Origin of the sequence: Rugamonas rubra (assembly GCF_900114705.1) — a bacterium.
In the GTDB taxonomy this organism is placed as follows: Bacteria; Pseudomonadota; Gammaproteobacteria; order Burkholderiales; family Burkholderiaceae_D; genus Rugamonas; species Rugamonas rubra.
Map to the genome: position 1 here is coordinate 1 of NZ_FOTW01000009.1, position 16,013 is coordinate 16,013.

General features: G+C 72.0%; 3 protein-coding genes. 1 reads left to right on the forward strand and 2 read right to left on the reverse strand.

Features of this window, described 5'->3' with window-relative positions:
- On the reverse strand, positions 1-8,522 hold an 8,522-nt coding region (locus tag BM252_RS09265), incomplete at its 3' end, for a non-ribosomal peptide synthetase (RefSeq protein WP_174900466.1).
- A 730-nt stretch (positions 8,523-9,252) separates the two neighbouring features.
- Positions 9,253-11,448 carry a putative bifunctional diguanylate cyclase/phosphodiesterase gene (locus BM252_RS09270; RefSeq protein WP_093386679.1) on the reverse strand — a complete coding sequence of 732 codons (2,196 nt, stop codon included), beginning with the start codon at positions 11,446-11,448 and terminating at the stop codon, positions 9,253-9,255.
- A gap of 453 nt (positions 11,449-11,901) precedes the next feature.
- Between BM252_RS09270 and BM252_RS09275 the strand changes: the two genes are divergently transcribed.
- Positions 11,902-15,936, forward strand: coding sequence for a Pls/PosA family non-ribosomal peptide synthetase (locus BM252_RS09275; RefSeq protein WP_093386682.1), 4,035 nt, complete (start codon positions 11,902-11,904; stop codon positions 15,934-15,936).
- Positions 15,937-16,013: the final 77 nt, after the last annotated feature.

Here is a 16,013-nt window from a genome sequence, read left to right on the forward strand (position 1 = left end):
GCGATGCGTTGGCAGGGCTCGCCGTCGACCAGTTCGAAGCGCGTGCGCAGCGCCTCGTGGCGCCGCACGATGCGCGCCAGCGCGGTGGCCAGCGCCGCCTCGTCGAGCCGGCCGCGCAGGCGCAGCCCGCCGGGGATATGGTAGGCGGCGCTGGCCTGTTCGCCCATCTGCGCAACAAACCACAGGCGCTGCTGGGCGAACGACAGCGGTATCGTGTCGGGATGGGCGGCCGGCAGCAGCGGCGGCAGCGCGCTGGCCGCCGCCCGCTCGACCACCTCGGCGAAGTCTTGCAGCACCGGCTCGGCGAACACCTCCTGCAGGGCCACCTCGACGCCGAGGCGCTGGCGCAGCCGCGCCGTCATCTGCACCGCCAGCAGCGAATGGCCGCCCAGCGCGAAGAAACTGTCGAGCCGGCCGACCCGGTCAACATGCAGCAACTCGGCCCAGATCTGGGCGACGGCGGTTTCCGCCGCGCTCTGCGGCGCCTGGTAGTCGTGGCGCGCATAGGCGTCGGCCTGCGGCGCCGGCAAGGCGGCGCGATCGAGTTTGCCGTTCGGCGTGAGCGGCAGCGCGGCCAGCGCCACATAAGCGGCCGGCACCATGTGCTCGGGCAGCACGTGCGACAGCGCCTGGCGCAAATCGTGCGCCGCCGGCGCCGACTGGCCCGGCTGCGCCACCACATAGGCCGCCAGATACTTGTGGCCCGGACGGTCCTGCCGTGGCACGACCACCGCCTCGCCCACGCCGGGTAGGCGCGACAGCTGCACCTCGATCTCGCCCGGCTCGATGCGGAAGCCGCGTATCTTGACCTGCTGGTCGTTGCGGCCGATGAATTCGACCGTGCCGTCGGCCAGCCAGCGGCCGATGTCGCCGGTGCGGTACATGCGCGCCCCCGGCGCGCCGCAGAACGGGTCGGCGACGAAGCGTTCGCGCGTCAACTCGGGCTGGTTCAAATAGCCCCTGGCCACGCCGGCCCCGCCGATATGGATCTCGCCGGCCACGCCGGGCGGCACCAGCTGGCCGTGCCGGTTGAGCAGGTACATGCGCGTGTTGGCGATCGGCTTGCCGATCGGTTCGGCGGCGCCGCCACGGTCGCCGCATTGCTGCACGCTGGCGCACACGGCGGTCTCGCTGGGGCCGTAGGCGTTGAACAGCTCGGGCCGGTGGCCTTCGCGGCCGAACCAGGAGCGCAGGGCGCCCGCCCCCATCACCTCGCCGCCGACCACGATGCGCCGCACACAGGGCGGAATGGCGGCGCGCCGGTCCAGCGCCAGCTGTTCCCAGAACAGCGCCGGCAGGTTCATGCCGGAGACGCGCTGCGCGCGGCAGTGGCGCCAGAAGTTGGCGGCGTCGCCCAGCCAGGCCTCGCTGCGCAGCACCAGCGTGGCGCCGCTGGCCAGGGTGCTGAACACGTCCTCGGCGCAGACGTCGAAGGCGGTGGAGACGAACTGCAGTTGGCGCCGCCCGGCGCACAGGCCGTGCAGCTCGCCCAGCGCCAGCACCTCGTTGACGATGGCGCGGTGCGGCACCATCACGCCCTTGGGCTGTCCGGTGGAGCCGGAGGTGTAGACCAGATAGGCCAGATGGTGCGGCGCCGCGCCGGCCACGCCGGCGATGTCGCCCGGGTTGCCGGCCACTTGAGCCGCCCACGGCGCCGGCGCGGCGTCGAGCGCCAGCATCACCGCGCCGCCGCAATCGAGGCCGTTACACAGCCCGCCCTGGGTCAGCACCGCCACCGGCTCGCTGTCGCGCAGGATGGCGTTCAGCCGTTCCGGCGGATAGGCCGGATCGAGCGGCACGTAGGCGCCGCCGGCCTTGAGCACGGCCAGCATGCCGACCACCATCGCCGGGCTGCGCCGCGCGCACAGCGCCACCATCTGGTCGGGCGCCACGCCCAGCGTGCGCAGATGGTGCGCCAGCCGGTTGGCCTGTTCGTTCAGCTCGCGGTAGCTGAGCTGGCGGCCGTCCTGTTCCACCGCCACCGCGTCGGGCGCGCGCGCGCATTGCAGTTCCACCAGCTGGTGCAGGCACAGCGCCGACGCGGCCAGCGGCCGCGTGGCGTTCCACTCGACCAGCAGCTGGCGCCGCTGCTGCTCGCTCAGCAGGTCGACGCGGTCGACCTGCTGGCTGTCGTCGCGCGCCATGCCGCGCAGCAGCACCTGCAGGTAGGCCAGATAGCGCTCCACGCTGTCGCGCTCGAACAGCGCGGTGGCGTAGCTGAGCACGCCGGTGATCCGCCCGTCCGCCTCCTCGCGCAGGCTCAGCGCCAAATCGAACTGGGTGCCGTGGCCGCCCTGCTCCGGCAGCGCCGCCAGCTCCAGCCCCGCCATGGCCGGCGCGGCGCCCGCCGCGTTCTGCCAGACGAACATCAGCTGGAACAGGGGATGGTGGGCCAGCGTGCGCTCCGGCTTGAGCACCTCGACCACCTGTTCGAACGGCAGGTCCTGGTGGCTCTGCGCCTCCAGCACGCGCTGGCGCACCTGGGCCAGCCAGTCGCCGACGCTGGGATCGCCGGCCAGGTCGAGCCGCAGCGCCAGGGTGTTGACGAAGAAGCCGATCAAGGGTTCCAGCTCGGCGCTGCGGCGGTTGGCCACCGGCGTGCCGATCACCAGCTCGTCCTGGCCGGACAGGCGGGCCAGCAGCGCCGCCCAGCCGGCCAGCAGGGTCATGTACAGGGTCGTGCCGTGGCGCCGCGACAGGGCGCGCAGCGCCTCGCCCAGGTCGGCGTCGAGGCGCACGTCGACGCTGTCGCCGCCGAAGTCCTGCACCGGCGGACGCGGCCGGTCGGTCGGCAAGGCGTTCAGCGCCGGCGCGCCGGCCAGTTGCCGCTGCCAATAGGCCAGTTGCTCCTGCTGCAGCGCGCCGCCCAGCCACTGGCGCTGCCACAAGGTGTAGTCGGCGTACTGCACCACCAGCGGCGCCAGCGGGTCGTCGCCGTAGGGCACGCCCTCCAGCGCGTAGGCGCGGTACAGCCGCGCCAGTTCGTCGGCCAGCACGCCCATCGACCAGCCGTCCGAGACGATGTGGTGCATGGTCAGCAGCAGCACGTGCTCCTGCGCGGCCAACCGCAGCAGGCGCGCCCGCAGCAGCGGGCCGGCGGCCAGGTCGAACGGCGCCCGCGCCTCCAGTTCGCGCCAGTGCGCCAGCGCGGCGGCCGGGTCGGAAGACGCGCCGATGTCGTGCCGCTGCAGCGGCGGCGCGGCCTGCGCCAGGATGCGCTGACTCGGTTCGCCGTCGACCAGCTCGATGCGGGTGCGCAGCACCTCGTGGCGCTGGACGATGCGCGCCAGCGCGGCGGCCAGCGCCGCCTCGTCGAGCCGGCCGCGCAGGCGCAGCCCGCCGGGAATGTGGTAGGCGGCGCTGGCCTGCCGGCCCATCTGCGCGATGAACCAAAGCCGCTGCTGGGCGAACGACAGCGGTATCGTCGCCGGGCGCGGGCCGCGCAGCAGCGGCGGCATGGCGCTGGCCGCCGTTTGCGCCACCACGGCGGCGAAGTCGCGCAGCACCGGCCGGGCAAACACCTCCTGCAAGGCGACCTCCACGCCCAGGCGCTGGCGCAGCCGCGCCGTCATCTGCACCGCCAGCAGCGAATGGCCGCCCAGTTCAAAGAAATGGTCCTGCCGCCCCACCCGCTCGGCGCGCAGCAGCTCGGCCCAGATCTGCGCCAGCGCCTGCTCGACCGGCCCTTGCGGCGCCTGGTAGGCGTGCTGCGTGTAGGCGTCGGCGGCCGGCGCCGGCAGCGCCTGGCGGTCCAGCTTGCCGTTCGGCGTCAGCGGCAACGCGTCGACCGTCACGTAGGCGGCCGGCACCATGTAGTCGGGCAGCACCTGCGACAGCGCCTGGCGCAGCTCCCGCACAGCCGGCGCGGCTTGGCCCGGCGCGGCGGCCAGATACGCCACCAGGCGCTTTTCGCCGGGCCGGTCCTCGCGCGCCAGCACGGCCGATTTGCCGACGCCGGGCAGGCGCTCGAGCCGGGCCTCGATCTCGCCCGGCTCGACGCGGAAGCCGCGGATCTTGACCTGCCGGTCGTTGCGGCCGATGAATTCGACCGTGCCGTCGGCCAGCCAACGGCCGATGTCGCCGGTGCGGTACATGCGCGCCCCCGGCGCGCCGCAGAACGGGTCGGCGACGAAGCGTTCGCGCGTCAACTCGGGCTGGTTCAAATAGCCGCTGGCCACGCCGGCCCCACCGATATGGATCTCGCCGGCCGCGCCGGGCGGCACCAGTTGGCCGTGCCGGTCGAGCAGGTACATGCGCGTGTTGGCGATCGGCCGGCCGATCGGTTCGGCGGCGCCGCCACGGTCGCCGCATTGCTGCACGCTGGCGCACACGGCGGTTTCGCTCGGGCCGTAGGCGTTGAACAACTCGGGCCGGTGGCCTTCGCGGCCGAACCAGGCACGCAGCGCGCCAGCCCCCATCGCCTCGCCGCCGACCACGATGCGCCGCACGCAGGGCGGAATGGCGGCGTAGCGGTCCAGCGCCAGCTGTTCCCAGAACAGCGCCGGCAGGTTCATGCCGGAGACGCGCTGCTCGCCGCAGTGGCGCCAGAAATTGGCGGCGTCGCCCAGCCAGGCTTCGCTGCGCAGCACCAGCGTGGCGCCGCTGGCCAGGCTGCTGAAGACGTCCTCGACGCAGACGTCGAAGGCGGTGGCGACAAATTGCAGCTGGCGGCGCCCGGCGCACAGGCCGTGCAGCTCGCCCAACGCCAGCACCTCGTTGACGATGGCGCGGTGCGGCACCATCACGCCCTTGGGCCGTCCGGTGGAGCCGGAGGTGTAGACCAGGTAGGCCAGGTGCTGCGGCGCCGCGCCGGCGATGTCGCCCGGGTTGCCGGCCACTTGAGCCGCCCACGGCGCCGGCGCGGCGTCGAGTGCCAGCACCACCGCGCCGCCGCAATCGAGGCCGTCGCACAGCCCGCCCTGGGTCAGCACCGCCACCGGCGCGCTGTCGCGCAGGATGGCGTTCAGCCGTTCCGGCGGATGGGCCGGATCGAGCGGCACGTAGGCGCCGCCGGCCTTGAGCACGGCCAGCATGCCGACCACCATCGCCGGGCTGCGCAGCGCGCACAGCGCGACAAGCCGGTCCGGCGCCACGCCCAGCGTGCGCAGATGGTGCGCCAGCCGGTTGGCCTGTTCGTTCAGCTCGCGGTAGCTGAGCTGGCGGCCGTCCTGTTCGACCGCCACCGCGTCGGGCGCGCGCGCGCATTGCAGTTCCACCAGCTGGTGCAGGCACAACGCCGGCGCGGCCAGCGGCCGCGTGGCGTTCCACTCGACCAGCAGTTGGCGCCGTTGCTGCTCGCTGAGCAGCTCGATGCGCTCGACCTGCTGGCTGTCGTCGCGCGCCATGCCGCGCAACAGCACCTGCAGGCAGGCCAGATGCCGCTCCACGCTGTCGCGCTCGAACAGCGCGGTGGCGTAGCTGAGCACGCCGGTGATCCCGCCGTCCGCCTCCTCGCGCAGGCTCAACGCGAGATCGAACTGGGTGCCGCGCCCGCCCTGCTCGGGCAGCGCCTCCAGCGCCAGTCCCGCCAGGTCCGGCGCGGCGTCCGCCGCGTTCTGCCAGGCGAACATCAGCTGGAACAAGGGGTGGTGGGCTGGCGTGCGCTCCGGCTTGAGCGCTTCAACCACCTGCTCGAACGGCAGGTCCTGGTGGTTCTGCGCCGCCAGCACGCGCCGGCGCACCTGGGCCAGCCAGTCGCCGACGCTGGTATCGCCGGCCAGCTCGAGCCGCAACGCCAGGGTGTTGACGAAGAAGCCGATCAAGGGCTCCAGCTCGGCGCTGCGGCGGTTCGCCACCGGCGTGCCGAGCACCAGCTCGTCCTGGCCGGACAGGCGCGCCAGCAGCGCCGCCCAGCCGGCCAGCAGGGTCATGTAGAGGGTCGTGCCGTGGCGCCGCGACAGGGCGCGCAGCGCGTCGCCCAGGCCGGCGTCGAGGCGCACCTCCACGCTGTCGCCGCCGAAGTCCTGCACCGGCGGACGCGGCCGGTCGGTCGGCAAACCGTTCAGCGCCGGCGCGCCGGCCAGTTGCCGCTGCCAGTAGGCCAGCTGCTCTTGCTGCAGCGCGCCGCCCAGCCACTGGCGCTGCCACAGCGTGTAGTCGGCGTACTGCACCGCCAGCGGCGCCAGCGGGTCGACGTCGTAGGACACGCCTTCCAGCGCGTAGGCGCGGTACAGGCGCCCCAGTTCGTCGGCCAGCACGCCCATCGACCAGCCGTCGGCGACGATGTGGTGCATGGTCAGCAGCAGCACGTGCTCCAGCTCCCCGGTGCGCAACAGCCGCGCCCGGATCAAGGGGCCGGCGGCCAGGTCGAACGGCGCCTGCGCCTCCACCCGGCGCCAGTGCGCCTGCGCCGCCTTCTGGTCGTGCGCGGCGCGCAGGTCGTGGACATGGAAGGGCAGCTCGGCCTGCGGCGTGAAGCGCTGGCACGGCGCGCCGTCGGCCTGCCCGATGTACAGGCGCAGCACCTCGTGGCGCTGCACGATGCGCGCCAGCGCCGCGCCCAGCGCCGCCTGGTCCAAGCGGCCGCTCAGGCGCAGGCCGCCGGGAACGTGGTAGGCCGCGCTGGCCTGCCGGCCCAGCTGCGCGACGATCCACAGCCGCTGCTGCGCGAACGACAGCGGGAGCGCCGCCGGACGCCGGGCCGGGACCAGCGCGGGCAGCACGCTGGCCGTCGCCCGCGCCGCGACGGCGGCGAAGTCGCGCAGCACCGGCTGGTCGAACAGCGCCTGCAACGCCACCTCGACGCCGAGGCGCTGGCGCAAGCGCGACAGCATCTGCACCGCCAGCAGGGAATGGCCGCCCAGTTCGAAGAAGTTGTCCTGCCGTCCCACGCTTGGCAGCCGCAGCAGCTCCGCCCAGATCCGCGCCAAGGCCTGCTCGGTCGCGCCCTGCGGCGCCTGGTAGGGCCGCTGCGCGTAGGCGTCGGCGGCCGGCGCCGGCAGAGCGGCGCGGTCGAGCTTGCCGTTCGGCGTTTGCGGCAGCGCGTCCAGCGTCACATAGGCGGCCGGCAGCATGTGGACGGGCAGCACGCGCGCCAGCGCCGCGCGCAGGAGCTGCGCGTCCGGTGCCGCCTGGTCCGGCTGCGCCACCAGGTAGGCGACCAGGCGCTTGTCGCCGGGATGGTCTTCACGCGCCAGCACGGTGGCCTCGCGCACGCCGGGCTGGCCGCGCAAGCGCGCCTCGATCTCGCCCGGCTCGATGCGAAAGCCGCGAATCTTCACCTGCTGGTCGTTGCGGCCGATGAATTCAATACTGCCGTCCTCCAGCTGGCGGCCCAGGTCCCCGGTGCGGTACATGCGCGCCTCCGGCTGGTCCGAGAATGGATCGGCGAGGAAGCGCGCCCGCGTCAGCTCCGGCTGCCTCAGGTAGCCCCTGGCCACGCCGATCCCGCCGATGTGGATTTCACCGGGCACGCCGGGCGCCACCAACCGGCCGGCCTGGTCCAGCAGGTACATGCTGGTGTTGTCGATCGGCCGGCCGATCGGCTGCGCCGCGTCGCCACGGTCCTCGCACGGCTGCACGCTGGCGCACACGCTGGTCTCGCTGGGGCCATAGGCGTTGTACAACTCCGGCCGGTGGCCCGGGCGGTCGAACCAGGCGCGCAGCGCGGCCTTGCCCATCGCCTCGCCGCCGACCACGACGCGCCGCACGCAGGGCGGGATGGCGGCGCCGTCGTCCAGCGCCAGCTGTTCCCAGAACAGCGCGGGCAGATTCATGCCGGAGATGCGCTGCTCGGCGCAGTGGCGCCAAAAGTTGGCCGCGTCGCCCAGCCACGCCTCGCTGCGCAGCACCAGCGTGGCGCCGCAGGCCAGGGTGCTGAACACGTCCTCGACGCAGACGTCGAAGGCGGTCGAGACGAATTGCAGCTGGCGGCGGCCGACCGCCAGGCCGTGCAGAGCGCCCAGGGCCAGCACCTCGTTGACGATGGCGCGGTGCGGCACCATCACGCCCTTGGGCGCGCCGGTGGAACCGGAGGTGTACACCAGGTAGGCCAGATGGTGCGGCGCCGCGCCGGCGACACCGTCCGGCTTGTCGGCCGGCCGGTCCGCCCACGGCGCCGGCGCGGCGTCCAGCGCCAGCAGCGCCGCGCCGCCGCAGTCGAGGCCGGCGCCCAGGTCGGCCTGCGCCAGCACCACCACCGGCGCGCAGTCGCGCAGCATCACGTTCAAACGCTCCACCGGATAGGCCGGGTCGAGCGGCACGTAGGCGCCGCCCGCCTTGAGCGCGGCCAGCATGCCAACCACCATGGCCGGGCTGCGCCGCGCGCAGATCCCGACAAACCGGTCCGGCGCCACGCCCACCGTGCGCAAATGGTGCGCCAGCCGGTTGGCCTGCGCGTTCAGTTCGCCGTAGCTGAGCTGGGCGCCGTCCTGCTCAAGCGCCACCACGTCCGGCGTGCGCTCGGCCTGCCGCTCGAACAGCTCGTGCAGGCAGCGGGCCGGCGCCGCTGCGCGCCGCCGGCCCGGCCGCCGCGGCAGCGGTTCGCCGTGTGGCGGCCCGGCGGCGGCCGAATGGCGGTTCAACGACGGCCAGCTTAGCCGCTGCGCGGCGCTGAGTCGAAATGCGCGCCCATGCGCGATGCCTTGTTCGATAGTCGAATTCTGTCCGGTTTGCATTGTCATTCTCCATAAAAAATATTAAATCAACAATAAGTATAGGAAGAAATTTGATAAGCGATACCCCGAAGATATACTTCGGAGGACTATTAACGCGCATGGCGGCGGGGAATCTAGGCTGCGCGCAAACTTAGAATCTTGAGGGCAACTGAATGAATACTTGATCGTGTCTCTGAATTGCTCAAACACGCCAGTGGCCGGGGAATAATGCTTACTCCTTGTCATCACGGACAGGCTGTTCCGCTTGCGACTGTTGAATCTCCACATGTGGTTTTCCGAGCAGCAGCGTGTATTTCCCTCATAGGCAAACGGATTGCAATGGAGAATATCCAGGGGCGGCACGAGGGTGATGGTTATACTGCTGAGATAATTGAATAGAATCACGATAAGCGAGTAACACCGGCGCCCATCATAAGGCAACGTTCCTCGTCGAGAAGCAAACCCATCGATTGATATTCAAAGACGTTTGACGCATATCAAATCAACACCCGTGGTGCCGGCCATTAGTCAACGGCATGCGACTCAACAGACGGGATAGAGATCGCCAAAGAGATGTTCACGCTCCGAACGGCGCGACGTGGCCGTTCCGGCTCAGTGGCGGTGCTACTTGCGGTAGGCCGCCGGCGACGGGCGGCGGCTAGGCCGCCAGCAGGGCCGCCACCTGCGCCGCCGGCAGGGGCCGGCTGAAGTAGTAGCCCTGCAGCTGGTCGCAGTGCTGCGCGCGCAGGTAGTCCAGCTGGGCCTCGGTCTCGACGCCCTCGGCGATCACGCTCAGCCCCATCGTGTGGGCCAGCGCGATGACGGCGCAGACGATGGCGGCGTCGTCGGCGTCGTTGATCAGGTCGGCGACGAAGGAGCGGTCGATCTTCAATGTCTGGATCGGGAAGCGCTTCAGGTAGGTCAGGCTGGAATAGCCGGTGCCGAAGTCGTCGATCGACAGGTGCACGCCCATGTCGCTGAGCGTTTGCAGCATCGCGGTGGCCTGTTCCGGCCGCTCCATGATGACGCTCTCGGTGATCTCCAGCTCCAGGCTCTGCGGCCGGCAGCCGGTCTCGGCCAGCACCTGGGCCACCAGCCGCGCCAGGTCCTGTTGCTTGAACTGGCGCGCCGACAGGTTGACGGCGACGCGCACGTCGCGCAGGCCGGCCTCGCGCCAGGCCACCTGCTGGGCGCAGGCCTGGCGCAGCACCCACTCGCCGATCGGCACGATCAGGCCGGTCTCCTCGGCGATCGGAATGAAGTCGCCCGGCAGCACCACCGCGCCGCCCGGCGGGTTCCAGCGCAGCAGCGCCTCCATGCCGACGATGCGCCCGCTGCTCAGCTCCACCTGCGACTGGTAGTACAGCTCGAACTCGTCGCGCTGCAGGGCGCGGCGCAGGCCGCCCTCGAGCTTGAGCCGGTCCAGCGTGCGCGCGTTCATCTCCTCGGCGTAGAACTGGAAGTTGCCGCGGCCGAGCTCCTTGGCGCGGTACATCGCCGCGTCGGCGTTGCGCAGCAGGTCGCGGCTGTCGGCGCCGTCGCGCGGGTACAGGCTGATGCCGATGCTGCCCACCGGCGCCAGCTCCTGGCCGTGCACGATGATCGGCAACGACAGCGCGGCCAGCATCTTGGCCGCCAGCGCCGCCACCTCGTCGTCGCGCGCCACGTCCGACAGCAGCACGACGAACTCGTCGCCGCCGACCCGCGCCACGGTGTCGCCCTCGCGGATGTTGCGCGCCAGCCGGCGGCCGACCTCGATGATGACCTGGTCGCCGGCGTCGTGGCCCAGGCTGTCGTTGATGTTCTTGAAGCGGTCCAGGTCGATGAACATCACCGCCACGTGGCGCCCCGCGCGGTGGGCGAAGGCGATCGCCTGCGACAGCCGGTCGAGCATCAGGTTGCGGTTGGCCAGCCCGGTCAGCGGGTCGTGGCTGGCCAGGTGGCGCAGCTCCTCCTCGTACTGCTTGCGCCGGGCGATGTCCTCGACCACCGCCACCACGCTGGCGTCGCGCGTGCCGGCGTGCATCAGCGCCACCGTCACCTTGACCCAGACGATGTGGCCGTCCTTGCGCCGGTAGCGCTTCTCGCGCGAGTAGTGGTCCATCTCGCCGGCCACCAGGCGCGCCACCGCCTCCTCGTCGGCGCGCCACTCGTGGTCCGGCGTGATGTCGCGGAAGTTCAGCGCCTGCAGCTCGGCCTCGCTGTAGCCGACGATCTCCTGCAGCTTGCGGTTGGCGCGCAGCCAGCGCCCCTCCACGCTCAACTCGGCCAGGCCGACGGCGGCCTGGCCGAAGGCGGCGCGGAAGCGCTCCTCGCTGTCGCGCAGCTCGCGCCGGCCGCTCTGCATGTAGGTGTCGAGCGCCAGGCTCATGTCGAAGCAGACCACCTTGAGCAGCGCGTCGTAGGTCGGCAGGTACAACTCGGGCCGGTCGGCCAGCAGCGCCTGCAGCAGCGGCGCCAGCGCCGACAGGTATTTGCGGTAGGCGCCGATGTACCACTGCGGCTCCAGGCCGATCTGCTGGTGCACCACGCCGACGCGCACGCGGTGCAGCACGTAGTCGGCGCCGTAGTCGCCCGCCGTCAGGGCGCGGAAGTACTCGGCCTGGGCGGATTGCAGGCGGGCGTAGACCTGCGGGTCGGCCAGCATGGCGCGCAGCGCCGGCACCGTCTGCAGGTGCTCGTAGAAGGCCGTGACGATGGCCTGCTGCCGCGCCTGCAGCGGCGCGTGCACCTGGCGCAGCAGGGCGATCTCGTCCGGCCCCAGCTCGAGGAAGGCCAGTTGCTCGGCGGCGGCGGCGCGGCTGGGCGCCATCGCGCGCACCTGCAGCTCCAGGTCGACCAGGCGCGCGTTCATGCCGCCGCAACGAGGCGCGCTGGTGCCGCTGCCGTGCAAGGAAATTGGAAGTTACACATAGTCATTCTCATCAAATTGGCGAAACAGCGGCGCCCCGGGACGACCTGCTGTGCAATATGGCGGGATGGCGGCCGGCAAGGCGAAATCGGCGGCCGCTGGGTGGGGGCGGCCACGCCCGGCCGGCGCGGCGGGCGGCGCGGCTGCCGCCGCCGCCGCCGGACAGCGGCAGGACTTTCATCAGTGTATTGATTGATTTCAAGCAATAATTTGATGTAGATCAAAATCCTCCGTCAAAAAGGGGAATCTTGCAATTTATTTACTTCTAGCGAAGCCAAGCCGCAACGGTGCCGCCCTATGGCCGCAGCGCCGCTTGCCGTACAATGTCAGCCCTGCGGCACGGCCGGCTCGGCCGGCGGCCGGGCATCACGCACGACTCCACCAAAAAGCATCAGCATGAACGACATCGCCCCACCGTCCCTCCCGCAGGCCCATCCGGACATCCTCCACGGTCCGCAACGCGCCGAACTGCTGCGCGAGGAGATCCTGGCCGACCTGCTCGAGGCCAGCGCCCGCCGCGCGCCCGGGCAGACGGCGCTGGTCAGCGGCGAGCGCCGGGTCAGCTACGCCGAGCTGGACCGGCAGGCCGACCTGGTGGCGGCGCGCCTGATCGGCGCCGGCGTCGGCCCCGGCCAGATCGTCGGCCTGTGGCTGCCGCGCGGTGTCGAGCTGCTGCTGCTGCAGGCCGGCGTGGCCAAGGCCGGCGCCGCCTGGCTGCCGGTCGACGAGGACACCCCGGTCGAGCGCCTGCAGATCTGCCTGGACGACGCCGGCGCCGCCGGCGTGCTCAGCTGCGCCGCCCTGGCGCCGCGCCTGGCCGCCATCGGCCGCCCGGTGTGGACCGCCGAGGCCCTGCTGGCGCCGGCCGCGCCGGGCGAGCCGCTGGCCCGCCGTGGCGCCGTCGCGCCCGACCAGCCGGCCTACGTGATCTACACCTCCGGCTCGACCGGCAAGCCGAAGGGCATCCTGATCTCGCAGCGCAGCATCTGCCACTTCCTGCGCAGCGAGAACGCGGTGCTCGGCGTGGCCGCCAGCGACACCGTCTACCAGGGCTTCTCGGTGGCCTTCGACATGTCCTTCGAGGAGATCTGGATCGCCTACCTGGTCGGCGCCACGCTGTGGCTCGGCCCGAAGGACGCCAGCGGCGACCCGGAGACCCTGCCGCGCCTGCTGGCCGAGAACGGCGTCACCGTGCTGCACGCCGTGCCCACCCTGCTGGCCCTGTTCGCCCGGGACGTGCCCAGCCTGCGCCTGATCAACCTGGGCGGCGAGATGTGCCCGGACAGCCTGGTCGAGCGCTGGGCCGGCGGGCGCCGCATGTTCAACACCTACGGCCCGACCGAGGCGACGGTGTCGTGCAGCCTGGCCGAGCTGCACATCGGCCAGCCGGTCACCATCGGCACGCCGCTGCCCAACTACGGCCTGCTGGTGATCGACGCCGACGCCGAGCGCGCGGCCGGCGCGCCGCTGCGCCTGCTGCCGCGCGGCGCGACGGGCGAGCTGTGCATCACCGGCCCCGGCCTGGCCGAGGGCTACCTGGGCCGGCCCGACCTGACGGTGGAAAAATTCCTGCCCAACCCCTGGGCCGGCGGCCTGCACGACGCCCGCCTGTACCGCACCGGCGACCTGGCCCGCATCGACGCCGACGGCCGCGTGCAGTGCCTGGGCCGGGCCGACGACCAGGTCAAGATCCGCGGCTTCCGCGTCGAGCTCGGCGAGATCGAGGCGCTGCTGGCCGAGCAGGACGGCGTCGGCACGGCGGCCGTGCTGCTGCGCCGCGACGACGGCATCGACCAGCTGGTCGCCTACCTGGTGGCCGAGTCCGGCGTCGAGCCGGCCGCCGGCGCGCTGCGCCACGCCCTGGCCGCCACGCTGCCGCCCTACATGGTGCCGGGCCGCTACGAGATGCTGGCGGCGATGCCGCGCCTGACCTCGGGCAAGATCGACCGCAAGGCGCTCAAGGCGATGCCGCCGGGCGCGCCGCCGGCCGGCCACGCCGCCGACTCCGACCTGCCGGAGACCCCGGCCGAGCAGGCCCTGTTCGCCGCCCTGGCCGCGCTGTTCCCCGGCCAGCCGATCCTGCGCCAGGCCGACTTCTTCTCCGACCTGGGCGGCCACTCCTTCTTCGCCGCGCGGCTCGCCTCGGCCCTGCGCGCCGACCCGCGCTTCGCCCACATCACCGTGCGCGACATCTACCAGCAACGCCGCGTCGGCCTGATCGCCGCCGTGCTCGAACAGGCCCAGGCCGCCACCGTGGCCGAGGCCGAATGGACCCCGCCGCCGGCCTGGCGCCGCTGGCGCTGCGGCCTGGCCCAGGCGGCGGCCATGCCGGCGCTGGTGGCGCTGCGCATGGCGCAGTGGCTGGCGCCCTTCTTCACCTACCACTTCTTCACCGGCGGCCCGGGCGACTCGGTGGCGCGCGCCATCGCCGTCTCGGCCGGCGTCTACCTGCTGGCCACGGCGCTCGAGTTCGCCATCGCCATCGCCGGCAAGTGGCTCATCGCCGGCCGCCTGAAGGCCGGCAGCTATCCGCTGTGGGGCCTGAGCTACTACCGCTGGTGGTTGGCCGACCGGCTGGTCGAGTCGGCGCCGGCCTACCTGCTGAGCGGCTCCTCGCTGGCCGTCTGGTGGTTGCGCGCGCTCGGCGCCAAGGTCGGCCACGACGTCGTCATCGGCTCGCTGACCCTGCGCGCACCCGACCTGCTATGCATCGGCGACGGCGTCAGCATCGGCAACGCCGTCAACTTCGAGAACGCCCGCGTCGAACGCGGCCGCCTGCTGCTGGGCGCCATCCGCCTCGACGACGAGGCCTGCGTCAGCTCCTTCGCCGTCCTCGAGGGCAACACCCGGGTCGGCGCCGCCGGCCACCTGGAGGGCCAGTCGGCGCTCGGCGACGGCGCCAGCGTGCCGGCCGGGCGCATCTGGAGCGGTTCGCCGGCGCGCGACAGCGGCGCCTTCGACCCGCGGCGCCTGCCGCCACGGCCGCCGGTCGGCGCCCTGCGCCACGCCGCCGAGGCGCTCTTCTTCGTGCTCGGCATCGTGCTGATCGTCACCCTGTTCTTCATGCCGGTGTTCCCCAGCTTCGTGCTGATCGACTGGTTCGACGAGGCCGGCTGGCTGCCCTGGGTGAACGGCGACGACCTGGGCGTGCGCCTGCTGCGCTACTTCCTGCTGGCCTTCCCGGCCAGCGCCGTGCTGATCGTGCTGACCGCGCTGCTGTCGGCCGGCATCCGCTGGGGCGTGCTGCCGCGCCTGAAGCCGGGCCGCTACGCCGTGCACAGCAACACCTACTGCGCCAAGTGGCTGGTCAGCCAGATCCAGGAGTCCAGCCTGAACGTCCTGCACGGCATCTACGCCACCGTCTACGCGCCCTACTGGTACCGCCTGCTCGGCGCCAAGGTCGGCCGCGACGCCGAGATCTCCACCGCCCTCGGCGTGGTGCCGGACATGCTGACGCTGGGCGACGAGACCTTCATCGCCGACGCCGTCATGCTCGGCGACGAGGAGATCGACGGCGGCTGGATGACCATGCAGCCGACCGTCATCGCGCACCGCAGCTTCGTCGGCAACGGCGCCTACATCCCGGACGGCACCGTGCTGCCCGAGCGCGTGCTGATCGGCGTGCACTCGCGCGCGCCGGCCAACGCCCAGATGGGCTGCGGCGAGACCTGGCTCGGCTCGCCGCCGATCAGCCTGCCCGCGCGCGAGCAGACCAGCGGCTACCCGGAGAACCTGACCTTCCACCCCTCGCCGCTGCGCCGGCTCGGACGCGGCCTGATCGAGGCCTTCCGCATCGTCGCGCCGCACGCGCTGGTGATCGCCGTCGGCTACACGCTGGTGCTGGCGGTGATGCCGGCCGCCGGCGCCGGCCGCTGGGCCGAGGTGAGCTGGGACCTGGCCGTCGCCGGCCTGCTCTACGGCATCGGCAACTACGTCTTCGTGGTCGCCTTCAAATGGCTGCTGCTGGGCCGCTACCGCAAGCAATCGGAGCCGATGTGGACGCCCTTCGTCTGGCTCTCCGAGGGCGTCACCAACCTGTACGAGGGCATCGCCGTGCCCAACTTCATGCGCTACCTGCGCGGCACGCCGTGGCTGCCGCTGGCCTTCAAGCTGCTGGGCGCGAAGATCGGCCGCGGCGTCTACCTCGACACCACCGACATCACCGAGTTCGACTGCGTCAGCATCGGCGAGTACAGCGAGTTGAACGCGCTGTGCTGCCCGCAGACCCATTTGTTCGAGGACCGCGTGATGAAGATCGACCACGTGCGTATCGGCAAACGGGTCTACATGGGGCCGCGCAGCGCCGTGCTGTACAGCGCCACCGTCGGCGACAACGCCCGCCTCGGCCCGCTGACCCTGGTGATGAAGGGCGAGCACATTCCCGCCGCCAGCTACTGGAGCGGCTGCCCGGCCGCGCCGGCGCGCGCCTGAAACGCCGCGCCGAGTTGGGGACGCCGCGACGCGGACAACAGCAAGCGAACCCGGCATTTAGCAGCTCTCCCCAAAAC

What these genes read in the sequence shown, in the direction of transcription:
- BM252_RS09270 (WP_093386679.1), bottom strand. Translation starts at nt 11,448, where the DNA reads ATGAACGCGCGCCTGGTCGACCTGGAGCTGCAGGTGCGCGCGATGGCG.
- BM252_RS09275 (WP_093386682.1), top strand. Translation starts at nt 11,902, where the DNA reads ATGAACGACATCGCCCCACCGTCCCTCCCGCAGGCCCATCCGGACATC.